This is a genomic window from Ligilactobacillus ubinensis (genome assembly GCF_024160875.1).
GTDB classification, from domain to species: Bacteria; Bacillota; Bacilli; order Lactobacillales; family Lactobacillaceae; genus Ligilactobacillus; species Ligilactobacillus ubinensis.
Genome location: NZ_JAIULA010000003.1, coordinates 70,064 through 86,183 on the forward strand (window position 1 = coordinate 70,064; position 16,120 = coordinate 86,183).

Annotated in this window: 11 protein-coding genes; 1 reads left to right on the top strand and 10 read right to left on the bottom strand. The window is 34.8% G+C overall.

The window, feature by feature from the left end; genetic code table 11:
• Positions 1–43: 43 nt before the first annotated feature.
• Positions 44–1,009 carry a 6-phosphofructokinase gene (gene pfkA / locus LB941_RS02330; protein ID WP_253359153.1) on the bottom strand — a complete coding sequence of 322 codons (966 nt, stop codon included), beginning with the start codon at positions 1,007–1,009 and terminating at the stop codon, positions 44–46.
• Between the two features lie 126 nt (positions 1,010–1,135).
• Positions 1,136–4,447, bottom strand: coding sequence for a DNA polymerase III subunit alpha (locus LB941_RS02335; RefSeq protein WP_253359154.1), 3,312 nt, complete (start codon positions 4,445–4,447; stop codon positions 1,136–1,138).
• A 130-nt stretch (positions 4,448–4,577) separates the two neighbouring features.
• On the opposite strand from LB941_RS02335, the gene LB941_RS02340 reads away from it, so the two are divergent.
• Positions 4,578–4,769 carry a YjzD family protein gene (locus tag LB941_RS02340; protein ID WP_253359155.1) on the top strand — a complete coding sequence of 64 codons (192 nt, stop codon included), beginning with the start codon at positions 4,578–4,580 and terminating at the stop codon, positions 4,767–4,769.
• Positions 4,770–4,851: 82 nt separating this feature from the next.
• On the opposite strand, the gene clpB is transcribed toward LB941_RS02340, so the two are convergent.
• The 8 genes from clpB to LB941_RS02380 form a co-directional block, all read right to left on the bottom strand.
• A complete protein-coding gene (gene clpB / locus LB941_RS02345; protein ID WP_253359156.1) occupies positions 4,852–7,452 on the bottom strand; it encodes an ATP-dependent chaperone ClpB in 2,601 nt (866 codons plus the stop codon).
• Between the two features lie 70 nt (positions 7,453–7,522).
• Positions 7,523–8,776, bottom strand: a complete 1,254-nt coding sequence (gene pepT / locus LB941_RS02350) for a peptidase T (protein WP_253359157.1) — start codon at positions 8,774–8,776, stop codon at positions 7,523–7,525.
• Between the two features lie 11 nt (positions 8,777–8,787).
• Entirely contained in the window at positions 8,788–9,594 is an 807-nt protein-coding gene (locus LB941_RS02355; protein ID WP_253359159.1) for a Nif3-like dinuclear metal center hexameric protein, read from the bottom strand.
• Positions 9,581–10,285: a tRNA (adenine(22)-N(1))-methyltransferase gene (locus LB941_RS02360; protein ID WP_253359161.1), complete on the bottom strand. Its 705-nt coding sequence runs from the start codon at positions 10,283–10,285 to the stop codon at positions 9,581–9,583. The genes LB941_RS02355 and LB941_RS02360 overlap by 14 nt, the downstream gene beginning before the upstream one ends.
• 354 nt (positions 10,286–10,639) lie before the next feature.
• Positions 10,640–11,779 carry an RNA polymerase sigma factor RpoD gene (rpoD, locus tag LB941_RS02365; RefSeq protein WP_253359163.1) on the bottom strand — a complete coding sequence of 380 codons (1,140 nt, stop codon included), beginning with the start codon at positions 11,777–11,779 and terminating at the stop codon, positions 10,640–10,642.
• Positions 11,780–11,792: 13 nt separating this feature from the next.
• The gene (gene dnaG, locus LB941_RS02370) at positions 11,793–13,631 is read right to left on the bottom strand and encodes a DNA primase (protein WP_253359165.1); all 1,839 of its coding nucleotides are present in this window, start codon (positions 13,629–13,631) and stop codon (positions 11,793–11,795) included.
• Between the two features lie 212 nt (positions 13,632–13,843).
• Positions 13,844–15,136, bottom strand: coding sequence for an O-acetylhomoserine aminocarboxypropyltransferase/cysteine synthase family protein (locus LB941_RS02375; RefSeq protein ID WP_253359167.1), 1,293 nt, complete (start codon positions 15,134–15,136; stop codon positions 13,844–13,846).
• A 32-nt stretch (positions 15,137–15,168) separates the two neighbouring features.
• Entirely contained in the window at positions 15,169–16,020 is an 852-nt protein-coding gene (locus LB941_RS02380; protein ID WP_253359169.1) for a homoserine O-acetyltransferase/O-succinyltransferase family protein, read from the bottom strand.
• Positions 16,021–16,120 lie beyond the last annotated feature (100 nt).

Consider the following 16,120-nt stretch of genomic DNA (forward strand, 5'->3'; position numbering starts at 1 on the left):
TCTGTTATTACTAACTTAATATAATTTATTTTCCAAAAGTAGCTTAAAAACGAATCCGATCGTTTAAATCTGCTAATGAAACATCTGTTTGATGCTTATGATTTTCTAAAGTATCGATGATATCTTTTGCAACAAGCTGATTATCGCGAATACCAATAGCCAAACCGCCTTTGCCTTCAAGTAATAAATGAATAGCATAATCACCAAAACGACTAGCTAATACCCGATCTTTAGGGGTTGGAATTCCTCCACGTTGGACGTGTGCAAGTGTCACAGCACGACTATCAAAGTCACCATGTTTATCTAATTCAACTTTAAAGTCTTGTGCTGACATTACGCCTTCAGCTATCACAATAATTCCATAATCTTTACCCTTTTTACGATTAGCGGTTAACTTATCAGCAATAGCCTTAACATCAAACTTGCGTTCAGGAATAACAATTGCATCCGCGCCAGATGATATACCAGACCACAATGCAATATCACCAGCACCACGTCCCATAACTTCAACAACAAATATACGTTGATGAGAACGTGCTGTATCAATTATGCGGTCTAGCGCATCTGTTGCAACACCAACAGCGGTATCAAATCCAATTGTAAAATCTGTTCCTGGAATATCATTGTCAATTGTTCCTGGAACTCCAATAGAATTGAAACCGTGTTTTGTTAGTTTCATTGCACCATGATAAGAGCCATCTCCACCGATTACAACTAAAGCATCAATTCCCAACTTTTTAAGTTGTTCAATTGCTTTTAATTGCGTTTCTTCTTCTGCAAATTCTGGAAAACGAGCAGAACGAAGAATAGTACCTCCACGGTTAATAATGCCATCTAAATCATTTAAAGAATCCATCTTAAAGACATTTCCTTCAACTAGGCCTTTATAACCAAATTTAACACCGTATGCTTCAAGGCCTGCGTTCATTGCAGAACGAGCGATTGCACGAACAGCTGCGTTCATACCTTGTGAATCGCCACCACTTGTTAAAATACCAATGCGTTTCATTTCTTCACCTCAAGTAAAAATTCTGTAGCACTACACTCTCCACATGTAATATTACCACTTTTAAAAGCTATTGTCTTGTAAAAAAAGAATTTTCTCAGATTATTTACAAAATGTTTTCATATGTTTTCATTCCTGTAAAACCACATTTTCTTTGCCTAATAATGCTATAAGCAGACTCTGAGTTTCAGAGTCATCTTTCAACCAATATTTTTCATGCATTACCACTTTGTTTTCTTTTTGCACATCATAAATAATTACTGGTGTTTCACCATGCTGTTTTTGCATTAATGCTAGTAATTCCCGTTTATTAACAGCTGTAGCTTCTTTCGTGAGTCGTAGATACCAACGTTTAGTAGTTATTGTATCAGCTAGTACCATTTTACTTACTATAAACGATAATCCATTATGTTCCCTTACTTGTCCACTAACAAGCCAACTCTGAGCTTCACGTATTCTTAAGCCATAACGTTGATATTCACTAGGAAAAAGGGTTATATCCAATTCGCCGGATTGATCACTTCCGGTTATAAATGCCATATCATCGCCTTTTTTAGTTGTAATAACCCGGATATTCTTTATATAAACTAATATATTTGTTTTCATACCCACTTCTAATTCTGAAATATATTTTGTCCGGTAGGTTTTAGCAATTGACGTATACTTCTCAATTGGATGTCCAGAAAGTGCCATGCCTAGATACTCTATTTCTTTTTCCAATCGTTCATTCAAACTTTGTTCTTTAACTTCTCGCTCTGCCGGTGTCATTAAAAGCTGACTTGATAAATCATCTGTAAGTTCAAGAGTCTTTAGCTCCGCATCTTTTAAACTAATCAGTCGATTACGATTTGTATCAAATCCATCTAAAGCTCCAGAATAAATCAAAGCGTCAATATATTCATCTTTTCTAAATTTAGGATCAATTCTTTTAAGAAAATCACTAAAATTTTTATACTTTCCATTTTGACGTCTTTCTTGAATTAGATTACTAATAAAATCACGTCGTAATTTTTTTATGCAGCTTAACCCAAAATAAATAGTCTTTTGTTTTAAGACATAACCCTGTTCACTTTGATTAATATCTGGTCCTTTAATATCGACATTATATTTTTTAGCTTCAAAAACATAGTCACGCGTTTTTTGACTACCAATAACTGTATTAAGTAATGCTGCATAAAATGCGGCTGGATAGTGTGCTTTGATAAAGGCCAATTGAAATGCAAGCTTTGAGTATGCAATTGCATGTGATCTATTAAATCCATAATCGGCAAATCTTTCAATATACGTATATACTTGATTAGCTATTTGCTGAGTAAATCCCTTTTTTTGAGCTCCTTGCAAAAATTTACTTTTCATTTCTTCAATAATAATTTGTTTTTTTCCACTCATAGCACGACGTAAAAGATCAGCCTCACCTAAACTAAAGCCTCCCATAATAGAAGCAACTTGCATGACTTGTTCTTGATAAACAATAATCCCATACGTTATTCGCAAAATTGGTTCTAGCGCTTTATCTGGATAAGTTATTTTATGTTGCTGCTGTTTTCTAGCAACAAATTCATCAATATTATCCATTGGTCCTGGTCTATATAAAGCATTAACTGCCACTACATCTTCAAAGGACGTTGGTTTAACTTTTCGTAGCACAGACCGAATCCCACCAGACTCAAATTGAAAAACACCAACTGTGTCGCCCTTTTGAAAAAGAGCTAAGGTACTTGCATCATTTAAATCAATCTTATGCACATCAAAATTTGTTATGCCATAACCTTTTTTCACTAAATATACTGCATTACTTAAAAGCGATAAATTTCGAAGACCTAACAAGTCGATTTTTAAAAGACCAACTTCCTCAACTTGCCCTTTAGCATATTGGGTTAACCAAATATTATCATTTCCCATACGAACAGGTACTGTTTCACGCAAATCATGATCACTTAATATTATTCCAGCAGCGTGCTTTGAATAATGTCGCGGTAAGCCTTCTAGCTGCAGTGCAGTTTCATATAGTAATTTATTTATATAATTGTCTGCCACTAAGTTGCGCAAAGCTTGTGATTTTTCATAAGCATTTTTCAAACCTATTTTCATAGTATTTGGAATTGCTTTACTCCATTCATCTAATTCATAAGTTTTAAAACCTAAAACGCGCCCAACATCTCTGATAGCTTGCTTTGCACCTAATGTATCAAACGTAATAATTTGCGCCATATGACTTTCACCATACATAGTATATATATGATGGATTACCTCATCTCGTTTATTATCAGGTAAATCAATATCAATATCTGGCATTTGCGCTCTTTTACTGTTTAAAAAACGCTCAAATAATAAATTATATTGTAGTGGATCAACATCTGTAATTTCTAATACATAAGCAACCAATGAACCAGCAGCTGAACCTCTACCCGGATCTAACATAATCTGTTGTTGTTGTGCAAATCGTGTGATATCAGCAACAATTAAAAAATAATCATTAAATCCCATATCTGAAATAACACTTAATTCATGTTCTAATCTTTGCTGGTATGGCTGTATATTTAAAATTTTTTCTTCATTAATTCTTTTAGTCAATCCTTTTAGACATAAATCACGCAAATATTGCTGTGAACTCATTTTCTTAGGTGTCTTATAATGAGGTAGCTTGGTTTTAGGAAAATCTAACTCTAGATTACTCTTAGCACAAACTTGTGAAACAGTGTCAAAGGCTCGCTCTAATCCACAATCCATGTATTCCTTTTTTATTTCAGAAATGCTTTTCAAATAGTTAGCTCCTAATATCTTAGGGTTAATCTCGCTTTTTTCTAAAATAGTATTATTTTTAATAGCTTGTAAAACCTGTTGTCCAAAATAATCTGTTTGATGTACATATTGAACAGGTTGAGCAGCCACAATAGAAATCCCTTGTTTATCAGCTAAAGTTACTAAACTACGCCGCGTAACTAAGTCCATTGTTGAACTTACACCCATATATAAGTCTTCAGATTTCACAATATTTTGCAATATTTCAAGTCTATTGACAATCATTTTTAAAGCATCGCTGTTCATCTCGCCATCAACAGCAGGAATAATTACGGTTAAGTCAAGAAAGTATTCAGAAATATCTTCTAAATTTAGCGCTACTCCTTCTGGTTTAGCCAGTTTAAGCGAACTAATTTTCATTAGATTGTGATAGCCTGTAAGACCTTGCGCAATTAAAATGAGTTCATTACCAATTACCCTAGTTTTCTCATTTTTAAGCTGTAACGTTAGACCGAGTAACGGTTTAATACCATTAGCCTTGCAAGCATGATAAAAAGTCAGCATACCGTACATTACATTGTAATCAGTTAGTGCTAATACTTTATAACCCATGTTTTTAGCCGTAGTTACATAATCATCTATTTTCAACGAGCTTTGCAGTAAACTATAAGAACTAATTACTTGTAAAGGACTAAACACGTAACTCACCTCATTTCAAAATATATTATTATCTTCATTATAACAAACGTTATAAAAACTTGCTCTCCAAAAAAACTATGCACTTTTAAGATAAATGTGATAAACTACTAGTAAATGTGAGGTGTTTAACATGGGAAAACAATTAACAATCCTTTTTTGGGGTTTTATCTATGGTGAAGTTTTTGGTTACATTGTATCCGCACTTACAGGTTCAACTTTTAACGCTAAATTAAGCGGTTTGATTCCTATGATAGCAGGTTTCATTATCATTAATTGTTTATCATACTTTGTCAAAGACACTGCAAGTACTAAAAAAATATAGTGTGCTAATTTATAAAAAAGAATTGGATGTCTATAATTTTAATAAGACATCCAATTCTTTTTGGTTTAATTGTTTATTTTAACTAACCATCAAGTTCTTTTGTTGTAAAAATTAAATTATCCTGCTGTCCAAGTGAAATAGTAACTTCGGAATGTGGCATTATTTTACCCGTTATTATTTCTTTTGCGAGCGGTGTTTCAACTTTATTTGTAATAAAACGTTGTAACGGTCTTGCCCCATAAGCTGGATTATATCCATTTTCGGCAATCCATTTACGTGCTTCTTGTGTAATCAGGAGTTTTATCTCCTGTTCTTCGAGCCGTTTAGAAAGCAAGTCGATAAACTTAACTACTATTTGTTCAATTGCTGCTAACGTTAGTGGTGTGAACATAATAATATCATCAATTCGATTCAAAAATTCAGGTTTAAAATGGTTTTTAGTTAAAGCCATAACTTCTTGACGTGTTTTTTGATCTATATTTCCATCTTGATTAACTTTATCCAATAAAATGTCTGAACCTAAATTTGAAGTCATAATTAAAATAGTATTTTTAAAATCAACTGTTCTTCCTTGTCCATCGGTTAAACGTCCATCATCTAAAACTTGCAATAAGATATTGAAAACATCCGGATGTGCTTTTTCAACCTCGTCTAACAAAATAATCGTGTATGGATTGCGCCGCACAGCTTCCGTAAGTTGACCACCTTCTTCATACCCTACATATCCTGGTGCAGCCCCAACAAGTCGTGAAACAGAGTACTTTTCCATATATTCACTCATATCAATCCGAACCATATGTTTTTCTGAGTCAAAAAGATTTTCAGCCAAAGCCTTTGCTAGTTCTGTTTTACCAACTCCTGTAGGCCCTAAAAACATAAATGAGCCTAAAGGTTTGCTTGGGTCTTGTAAACCTGCTCGAGCACGCAAAACTGCATCAGCAACTGCATTTACTGCTTCATCTTGACCAACAACACGATTGTGTAAACTTGCTGCTAAATGCATTAACTTCTCTCTTTCGCCTTCAATCAGTTTTGCAACAGGAATACCTGTAAGACGGCTAATTACAATTGCAATTTCATTTTCAGTAACAGATTCTTCAACTAACTTACTCTCAGAAGCTGTTTCTTTTTCCAATTCTTGTAATTCTTTATGCAATTGTGGTAGCTCTGCATTTTGCAATCGAGCAACTTTCTCATAGTCTGCATCATTTGTAGCTGCTTCTAACTCATGTTGGAGATGATCAATTTCTTCTTTTTTATCGCTAATCTTCTGGATATCATCTTTTTCTGTATCCCAGCGTAATTTCAGTTTTGCTACTTCTTCTTTTGTCTCTGCTAATTCACTTTGCATATCTGTTAACCGCTTTTTAGAAGCTGGATCAGTTTCTTTTTTCAATGCACTTTCTTCAACCTGCAAACGCAATAAATGTCTATTTGCTTGATCTAATTCAGTAGGTACCGAATTCATTTCTACTCTAATTTCTGCGCAGGCTTCATCAATCAAATCAATTGCCTTATCTGGCAAAAAGCGATCGGTTATATATCTATTTGACAGTGTCGCTGCCGCTACTAGAGCATTATCGTGAATTCGAACACCATGATGGATTTCATAACGTTCTTTTAAGCCTCTAAGAATTGAAATAGTATCTGTTACACTTGGCTCTTTTACCAACACCTTTTGAAAGCGTCGTTCAAGCGCCTTATCTTTTTCTACATACTCACGATACTCATCGAGCGTTGTTGCACCAATAAGATGAAGTTCGCCTCTTGCCAACATTGGTTTGAGCAAGTTTCCCGCATCCATACTCCCCTCAGTTTTACCTGCACCTACAATATTATGAATCTCATCAATAAACAGTAAAATTTTTCCTTCGCTTTTGCTTACTTCTTTTAAAACCGCTTTTAGACGTTCTTCAAACTCACCACGATATTTAGCACCGGCAATCAATGAACCCATATCCAGTGAAAAAATAGTTTTATCGCGCAAATTTTCAGGAACATCTTTGCGCACGATTCTTTGCGCTAAACCTTCCACGATTGCTGTTTTACCAACACCTGGTTCTCCTATTAAAACAGGGTTATTTTTCGTTTTACGCGATAAAATACGAATAACATCCCGAATTTCTTCATCTCGTCCAATAATTGGATCTTGCTTTCCACTTTGAACCTGTTTGACTAAATCAATACCATATTTTTCTAATACCTTATACTGAGATTCCTGATTTTTAGAAGTCACTTTTTCACCCCCGCGCAAATTTAAAACTAAAGCTGTCAATCCTTTTTCAGTAACCTGATGTTTCGCTAAATATTCAGTTAATGGATTGTATTTTAATTTCATCAATGCCAGTAAAATAGTATCAATTGCAATAAATTCATCACCTTGCTGTTGGCGTATTTTATCAGCTTCTTGCAAAAGATTAAATAAGTTTTGGCTTAAACTTTGACCATACTGAACAGTTCCCTCAACAACTGCTATTTTATCTAATTGACGATCAATTAAATCTTCAAATTCAGTTAAATTAACTTTGGCTTGCTTATAAATATCAGCAGCCATTTCACCTGGTTGTATCAAAAATTTAAATAGGTGATAAATTTCAATTTCTTGATGCCGCCTTGTTACTGCAATCTGTTGGGCTTGTGCAAGCGCATCTTGTACAGCTTGGGTTAACTTATCATTGTTCAATTTATGCCGCTCCCCTTCAATAAAAATCAACTGTCATAAAATATTTAAGTATCAAGTAAAATTATCTGTATTAGTCTTTTTGCACATTCTTAACTAATGCAATTATCTCTAAAATAACATCAACCGCTTGTTCCATGACTTGTTCTGAAACATATTCATACCGTCCATGCATATTTTCGCCACCCGCAAATAAATTAGGCGTTGGTAATCCCATAAAGGATATTTTAGAGCCATCAGTTCCCCCACGAACCGGATAAATTTCTGGTTTAATATCCAAATTTTCCATTGCCTTTTTAGCTATATTTACGACAGTCATATCTTTTTCAATAACTTCGCGCATGTTGTAATATTGATCATACATCTTTACTGTAACTCGTTTAGCAGTCGCAGCTTGATTCATCATATCAGCAATGTGCATAATTAAGGCTTTACGTTGCTCAAATTTTTCTTTATTATGATCACGAATAATATATGTCAAATGTGCTTCTTCAACATTGCCAGTTACTTCCACCACATGGAAAAAGCCTTGGCGTCCATCCGTTAACTCAGGGACTTCATTTTGAGGTAATTGCGCGTGAAAATCAGCAGCTAACTGAATTGCATTAACCATAATTCCCTTAGCCGTTGCTGGATGAACATTTTTCCCATGAAAAGTAATTTCAGCTTGTGCAGCATTAAAAGTTTCATATTCTAATTCACCTAAAGGCCCACCATCAACTGTGTATGCTATATCTGCTCCAAAATCGATTACATCAAACTTATCTGCACCGGTTCCAATTTCTTCATCTGGTCCTATCCCAATTTCAATTTCACCATGTTTTATCTCAGGATGATTCACTAAATACTCAACTGCAGTAATAATTTCGGCTACACCCGCTTTATCATCAGCTCCAAGTAATGTTTTTCCGTCAGTCGTAATAAGCGTTTGATTCCGATATTTTTTCAAATTAGGAAATTCCGTTGGATCAAGAACGTATTCACCTGTACTGTCTAGATTAATCACACTTTGACCATCATAGTCTACAACTATCTGTGGATTTACATTTTGCGCATTAAAATCAGCCGTATCCATATGAGCAATAAATCCTACTTTAGGAGCTTTTATATTTTTTTCTAAATTACTTGGTAGTGTCGCAAATACATAACCACTTTTAGCAGAAATGCGCACATTATTCATTCCGATTTTTTGTAATTCCTCTGCCAGCTTTTTAGCAAATTCAACTTGCGTTTGTGTGGATGGAATTGTGGTTGCTTGTGCATCTGAACGAGTTTCAGTTTTTACATATTTCAAAAAGCGCGGTACTAATTCTCCATATTTTTGCATAAAATTTCTCCTTATAAAAAAGTAAATGGGTCTGTATTTACTTTTGAGATATAAATTTCAAAATCCCAATTATTTTTAGTTTTATAATCTTTAAATAGCTGTGCTAAATGTGGTTTACAAATTGACTCAACATAATGACCTACATCAAAAACATTTAGATTAGCAGCAAGCATATCATGCGCAGTATGATAGCTAATATCGCCTGTTACATAAGCATCCGCTTTACTATTTAATGCGGCAGGATAAAATTTACCCCCACTACCGCCTAAAATAGCTACCCGTTTAATTTTTTTGCCTAAGTCATTAGCAATTACCCGAAGTCCTTGTAAATTAAAAACCTGTTTACATTTATCGGCAAACTGTTGCACTGTCATGACATGATTTAGATTTCCTATCCTACCTAAGCCATAAACTAAATTACCAATTTGCTGATTTGGTTCAAGAACTTCTACTTGCTGTAGTCCTAATGCCGTAGCTAGCCAATCATTCATACCATTTTGCGCACTATCAAGATTAGTATGTGCACCATATACCGTTATCCCATTTTGAATAATTTGTGCATACATTTTATTTTGTGGAACTGCTAAATCAAAATGCTTAATAGGTCTAAACAAGACTGGATGATGTGCAAAAATAAAATCAACGTCCTTGGCTATTGCTTCTGCCACAACCTCTGGTCTAACATCTAACGTCACCATCATTTTATGAACCTCTTGATCTAAATTACCTATTTGTAATCCAATCGGGTCACCAGGTTCTGCTAATTGGCTAGGTGCAAATTCTTCAAAACATGTAACAATATCTCTAACTTTCACCATGTAAAACACCCTCAATTCTAGCTACATTATCTTCCATTAGCTGCTTTTTTTCCAATGGAACAACTTTGGCCTTGTCCATTTGCTGAATGACACGCTTCATTTTATGAACTTCTTCACTCCACTTGGCGATAAAAGCTGCATTTTTTTCTTTTCTAAGATATACGCCAAATTCTAAATCTAAATCCGTCATATGTGCTTGGTTTGGAATATAGTCAGCAACTATTATCTCATAAATATGACCGTCTTCACTTAAAATTTCTTCGGCTACTACTGTATATTCTTCTTGCATCAGCCAACGCCTAACATCAGCAGCCCCTACATTAGGTTGTAAAATCAGGCGTGGATGATTAACTAACTTTGCTCTTCCATCCTCTAAAATATTGCAAATTAACGGACCACCCATACCACAAATCGTAATTGTATCAATTTTATCCGTTACTTTGATTGCTTCTAAACCATTAGCTAATCTAGCCTTAATAATGTCTGTTAAGCCTTCTTTGCGTAATTCATGACATGCATTTTCATATGGGCCTCTAACCACTTCACCAGCAACAGCAAATCTAATTTGCTCTTTTAAAGCTAAATAAGCTGGTAAGTATGCGTGATCTGAACCAATATCTGCTAAACTTGCATCTTGTGGGACATAGTTTGCTACAGTTAATAAACGTTTTGATAAGTTCCTTGCATCCATGTATTTATAACCAAACTAATTGTGTGTACAGTTAGTTGGTATTCCTTTCTTATTACTTATAACTATTTTCTATTGTACCGAATTTTGATAATAGTGACAATATCTTCAATCTTTACGGGTTATTAAATTAGTATTATCAATTTAATCCAGAACAAAAAAGCTAGATTCTTTTTATCTCCAAATATTAGGTACAAAATGTGCAACAATAAAAAAGAAGCGGATTTCTCCGCTCCATAAAACTAACTTCTGGGAGTTACTATCTTAATCTACCCATCTTCATCTATTTTTTATTTAAACCTACTATGCTTTTAGCCAATATTACATAAAAAGTAATCTTAAACTAAAAGAATTCATCTATTCCAAAAAATCCCTTAATTGTTTCGAACGGGAAGGATGACGTAATTTGCGCAATGCCTTAGCTTCAATTTGACGAATACGTTCACGTGTAACCCCAAAAACCTTACCAACTTCTTCAAGCGTGCGCGTCCGTCCGCCGTCATCTAAACCAAAACGCAAACGCAATACATTTTCTTCACGATCAGTTAATGTATCAAGTACACTTTCTAATTGTTCCTTCAATAATTCATAAGCAGCATGATCAGCTGGACTAGTTGCATCTTGATCTTCAATAAAATCACCTAAATGCGAATCATCTTCTTCACCAATTGGTGTTTCCAAAGATACCGGTTCTTGTGCAATCTTTAGAATCTCACGGACTTTTTCTGTAGGCATGTCCATTTCAGCCCCAATTTCTTCGGGTGTAGGTTCACGCCCTAAATCCTGCAACATTTGACGTTGAATTCTAATTAATTTGTTAATCGTTTCAACCATGTGCACTGGGATTCTTATCGTTCTTGCTTGATCAGCAATTGCACGTGTTATCGCCTGTCTAATCCACCATGTTGCATAGGTTGAAAATTTAAACCCTTTGCGATAATCAAATTTTTCAACGGCCTTCATCAAACCCATATTACCCTCTTGGATAAGATCAAGAAAAGACATTCCCCGACCAACATAACGTTTGGCAATCGAAACGACTAACCTCAAATTTGCTTCTGCTAAGCGTTGTTTAGCCTCTTCATCACCGTTTTCAATTCGTAATGCAAGTGCAACTTCTTGATCTGCAGTTAACAAGTTAACACGACCAATTTCTTTTAAATACATCCGAACTGGATCATTTATTTTCACACCAGAAGAAGGTTGTTCTTCCTTTTCTGCATCCTTTTTAACTTCTTTAACTTCTTCATCAGCTACTTTTAAACTAGCTTCACTAGGATTACCATCCTCATCAACAACAGAAATGCCTGCATCTTCAATTCGACCGATTAACGTATTTATCTGCTCTGCATCTAACTGATATGGCTTAACTAACGAATCAGCCAACTTAGTATACGTTACTTCTTTTTTCGGCTTAAATGTACGAATAAGTTCACGTAATGTTTTATTATAAGCAACTCCATCTACTTTGTTGTTTGTCTTCTTCTCTTCTGCCAAAATGAAGGCCTCCTTATTTTATGGCTTGTTCGCCAAACTGCTGTTGTTGTAATAAATTAATCAAGTTAACTGCTAAACTTGACGCTAATTCTTGATTACCAATGCTTGTTGCTTGATTAAATTGCTCTTTGATATCTTTTATTTGTTGTTCAAGTGGTGCTTCTTGCATAACTACACCTAAACAATCATTAACTTCCTGCTCAGTTGAATCGGCTACAAATTCGCTCATTTCAAGCGAAACAACCACACTACGCAACTCATCATCTGGAAGAAAATCAAGAAAACTTGCACTCTCAAAATCAGTATGTTGCTCAAAATATCCCTGTGCTAACAAATAAATTGCCTGGTATTTTTCATGAATAAAAGTAAAATGTAAATGATTTTTAATTTTTAATCTAGCTGCTTGGTCGTGTAAGAATCGATACAGCAATAGACGCTCTGCCCACTCTATTTTATCATACTTAGTTGTTCTCGTTGTTATTTGTTGCACGACTTGATGTGCTTGACTTGTTTGTTTTACAAGGGGGGCTTGTTTGTGTTGCTCTGTTTTAAGTTGTGCTTCAAGATTTAATTTATCTATTCCAAAACGTTGACTAAGCCTATTAAGATAGATATCGCGTTCAATTGGATCGGACACACTGACTAATTCATTTAATATTTCACTAACGTATGTTAACTGTGCATTTTCATTAGTAAGGTTTTTCCCCTGTTCATAAAAACGCATATAAAAGTCTAATGGTGATTCCCGTTGCTTTTGAAGAACTTGCACAAGTTCTTGAGCCCCATACTTACCAATAAATTCATCGGGATCAAGCTTATCTGGTAGCGTAATTACACCCATCGTAAACTTTCCTAATGATTCAAATAATTCTAATGCCCTTTTAGTTGCATGTTGTCCTGGCTCATCACCATCATAACAGATATATATTTCTGAAGTAATTCGTTGTAACTGATAAATTTGTTCATTAGTTAAACTTGTTCCCATTGAAGCTACACCGTTTTTTATTCCAGCTCGATAGGCCGCTAAAACATCCATAAAACCTTCAAATAAAATTACATGCTTTTTTAGTCGTATTTCTGCTTTGGCTTTATCAAAATTAAACAATATAGTTCGTTTATTAAAGATTTCTGTTTCAGGTGAATTAAGATATTTAGGCACATCTGGCTTAACCGATAAAACTCGACCTGAAAAAGCAACAATTTGTCCATTGGCATCACGAATTGGGAAAACAATTCTATCACTAAATCGTTCGTGTAAACTACCATCTTGCCATTCTACAAACAAACCTGATTTTCGTAATAATTGATAGTTATTTTCATCAGTATCATTACCTTTTAAAACCGCTTCTAATAATGACTTTTCAGGCGCAAAACCTATTTCAAACTCATTTATTAAATCAAGTGTCAATCCTCTTTTTTGTAGATAATCAAATGCCTGCTCACCTAATTTGGTATTGATTAAGATATGATGATATAACTCAGCTGCTTTACTATACAAATCTCGCAGTTTTCCTACCTTAGATTGGTTCTTAGGAACCTGCGTTGCACTTTCAATTTCTGTTGGCAATGTAATTCCGGCAATCTCAGCCGTTTTAATAACTGCTTCTGGAAACGTTAACCCTTCTAAATCCATCAAGAATTTAAAGACATTTCCACCGCGATGACAGGAAAAACAGTTAAAAATCTGTTTTTCTTCATTAACTGAAAATGAAGGTGTTTTTTCCGCATGAAATGGGCATAAACCAAACCAGTTTTTGCCTGACTTATGCAATTGAACCGATTGACTAACAACATCCAAAATATTAACACTACTACGAACTCTATCAATCACTTCTTCTGGAATTAAGTTCAATTGACTACCCCTTTCAATTCTAAAAATAAGGTCTAAATAAAAGGCATCACCAAAGTTGTGCCTTCTACACCCATTTTGTATAATCATTATCTATTTTATCTCAATCATATAATCTTGGCAAGCAAAATACACTCAAATATAAAAACTCCTTAAACACAGATAGTACGTTTTATTACCTTATGTTTAAGGAGCTTTATTTAGTTTAATATCGTTTAAATTCTATCTAATGCTTGTGCTAAATCATTTATCAAATCATCTGCATTTTCGATTCCGACTGAAATCCGAATTAAATCTGGTGTTATGCCTGATTCCAGTAACTCTTCTTCACTTAATTGCGCATGTGTTGTAGAAGAAGGTTGAATAATTAAGGACTTGGCATCTGCTACATTTGCAAGTAGCGAAAACAACTTAAGATTGGCAATTAATTCTTTTCCTGCCTGTGCACCGCCTTTTAATCCTACTGTAAAGATTGAACCTACACCCTTTGGAAAATATTTCTCTGCTAAAGATTGATAAGGACTATCGGCTAATTTAGGATAGTGTACCCAAGATACTTTAGGATGGTTAGCTAAAAATGCAACTATTTTTTCTGTATTTTGAACATGTCGTTCAACGCGTAAAGATAATGTTTCTAGACCTTGCAATAATAAAAATGAATTGAAAGGACTGATTGTAGCTCCAGTATCGCGCAAGACTTGTGCTCTAATCTTAGTTGTAAATGCACCACCACCTAAACTGCTCCATACCAGCCCGCTATAATGTTTGTCAGGTTCTACAAAACCTGGATATCTTCCGGATTTTTCATAATCAAATTTTCCGTTTTCAACTACAATACCACCCATTGTAGTCCCATGGCCTCCAATAAACTTTGTAGCTGAATGGATTACTACATCAGCTCCTAAATCTAATGGGCGAATCAAATATGGCGTTCCAAAAGTATTATCTACGAGCAATAAAATACCATGTTCGTGTGCAATTTTTGCAATTGCTGGAATATCTACTAGATTAGCATTAGGATTGCCTATTGTTTCAACGTATAAAGCTTTGGTGTGTTCATTAATTTGGGCTTCAAAATTTGCTGGATCATCTGAATCAACGAAATGCGTCGTTATTCCTAAAGGAGGCAAAGTAGAAGCAAACAAATTGTATGTCCCGCCATAAATAGTAGTTGCGGAAATAATTTCATCCCCTGCACTAGCAATATTTAAAATTGCAGCAGTAATTGCAGCTGCTCCTGTAGCTAATGTCACTCCGCTTGTACCATTTTCAAGTGCTGCTACCCTAGCATCTAGCACTGCTGTTGTTGGATTGGTTAGACGAGTATAAATATTACCCGGATCTGTTAACCCAAACCGTCCTGCAGCTTGATCAGCATCTTCAAAAACATAAGATGTTGTTTGATAAATAGGCACGGCGCGTGCTCCTGTTTCATCTATGGGTTGGCCAGCATGAACTTGTAAAGTTTCAAATGATAGTCCATCTAAATCAATTGGTTGCTTTGTCATATTAATGATCTCACCTTTCTAGTCTATAATTTTTAAAGTTTAACAGATATAGGAACACTCTGGAGCCAATTTGCAAAAAGTCTTTGACTGTAATAGCTCCAAGTATTTACAATATTTGCAACGTTAGTGCCATTCCCTCGTACAAAATAGTCGTGGGGTGCAGCAATCTTAAGGTCTTTATTTAAATCACGTTGATATTCATCAAATAGTGTTTCTTTACCATATTCAGGATGTCCCGTAATAAAGGTATATCGTCCATCTTTAGTGGCTGCAACCATTGGTCCTGTTTTGGTATTAGTAGCCAGAATATCAAAACCAGCCTCAATAACATCTTGTTCATTATTAGTTGTATACCTTGAAAATGGTACTTTGATAGGGATTTTAATATCTGTAAATAAATTATTCTTTTTAACTGTTATTTCAGAAGTATATATTCCAAATAACTTATCTGGTAATGTTTTTTTAGGAACTGCGGCTAATTGATACATTGCCGCTTGCGCTGCCCAACAAATACATAGAACTTTGTCACATTTTTTTTGTGCCCACGCGATAATATCACAAAATTCACCCCAGTAATCTACATCTTCAAATTCCAATTGTTCTACAGGCGCACCCGTAACAATTAAGCCATCAAAGTGCTTATTTTCGATATCTGATAGTATGGCATACTTCTCACTAATAATATTAGAAGAAATAGACTTAAATTGATGCGTCAGTGGGTACATAAAAGTTAAATTAATATTGCCCTCTACTGCTTGCAAAACATTTCTAATCTGAAGTTCTGTCTGTTTTTTATTCGGCATTAAATTCAATACCAATAGCTCATATGTCGCAGTCGAAATATTTTCTTGTGCAGTAAAACCATTTTTGCTATAAACAGTCATCTGTCTCACCTCTCTAAAAATAAAAAAGCTTTCATCTCGTAATATAACTTCTTAGTTATATTACGGGACGAAAGCTTTCGCGGTACCACCCTTATTCGTT

Coding starts and splice junctions, on each gene's coding strand:
- pfkA (WP_253359153.1), bottom strand. CDS start 1,009: ATGAAACGCATTGGTATTTTAACAAGTGGTGGCGATTCACAAGGTATG.
- LB941_RS02340 (WP_253359155.1), top strand. CDS start 4,578: ATGGGAAAACAATTAACAATCCTTTTTTGGGGTTTTATCTATGGTGAA.
- pepT (WP_253359157.1), bottom strand. CDS start 8,776: ATGCAAAAATATGGAGAATTAGTACCGCGCTTTTTGAAATATGTAAAA.
- LB941_RS02355 (WP_253359159.1), bottom strand. CDS start 9,594: ATGGTGAAAGTTAGAGATATTGTTACATGTTTTGAAGAATTTGCACCT.
- LB941_RS02360 (WP_253359161.1), bottom strand. CDS start 10,285: ATGGATGCAAGGAACTTATCAAAACGTTTATTAACTGTAGCAAACTAT.
- LB941_RS02375 (WP_253359167.1), bottom strand. CDS start 15,136: ATGACAAAGCAACCAATTGATTTAGATGGACTATCATTTGAAACTTTA.
- LB941_RS02380 (WP_253359169.1), bottom strand. CDS start 16,020: ATGACTGTTTATAGCAAAAATGGTTTTACTGCACAAGAAAATATTTCG.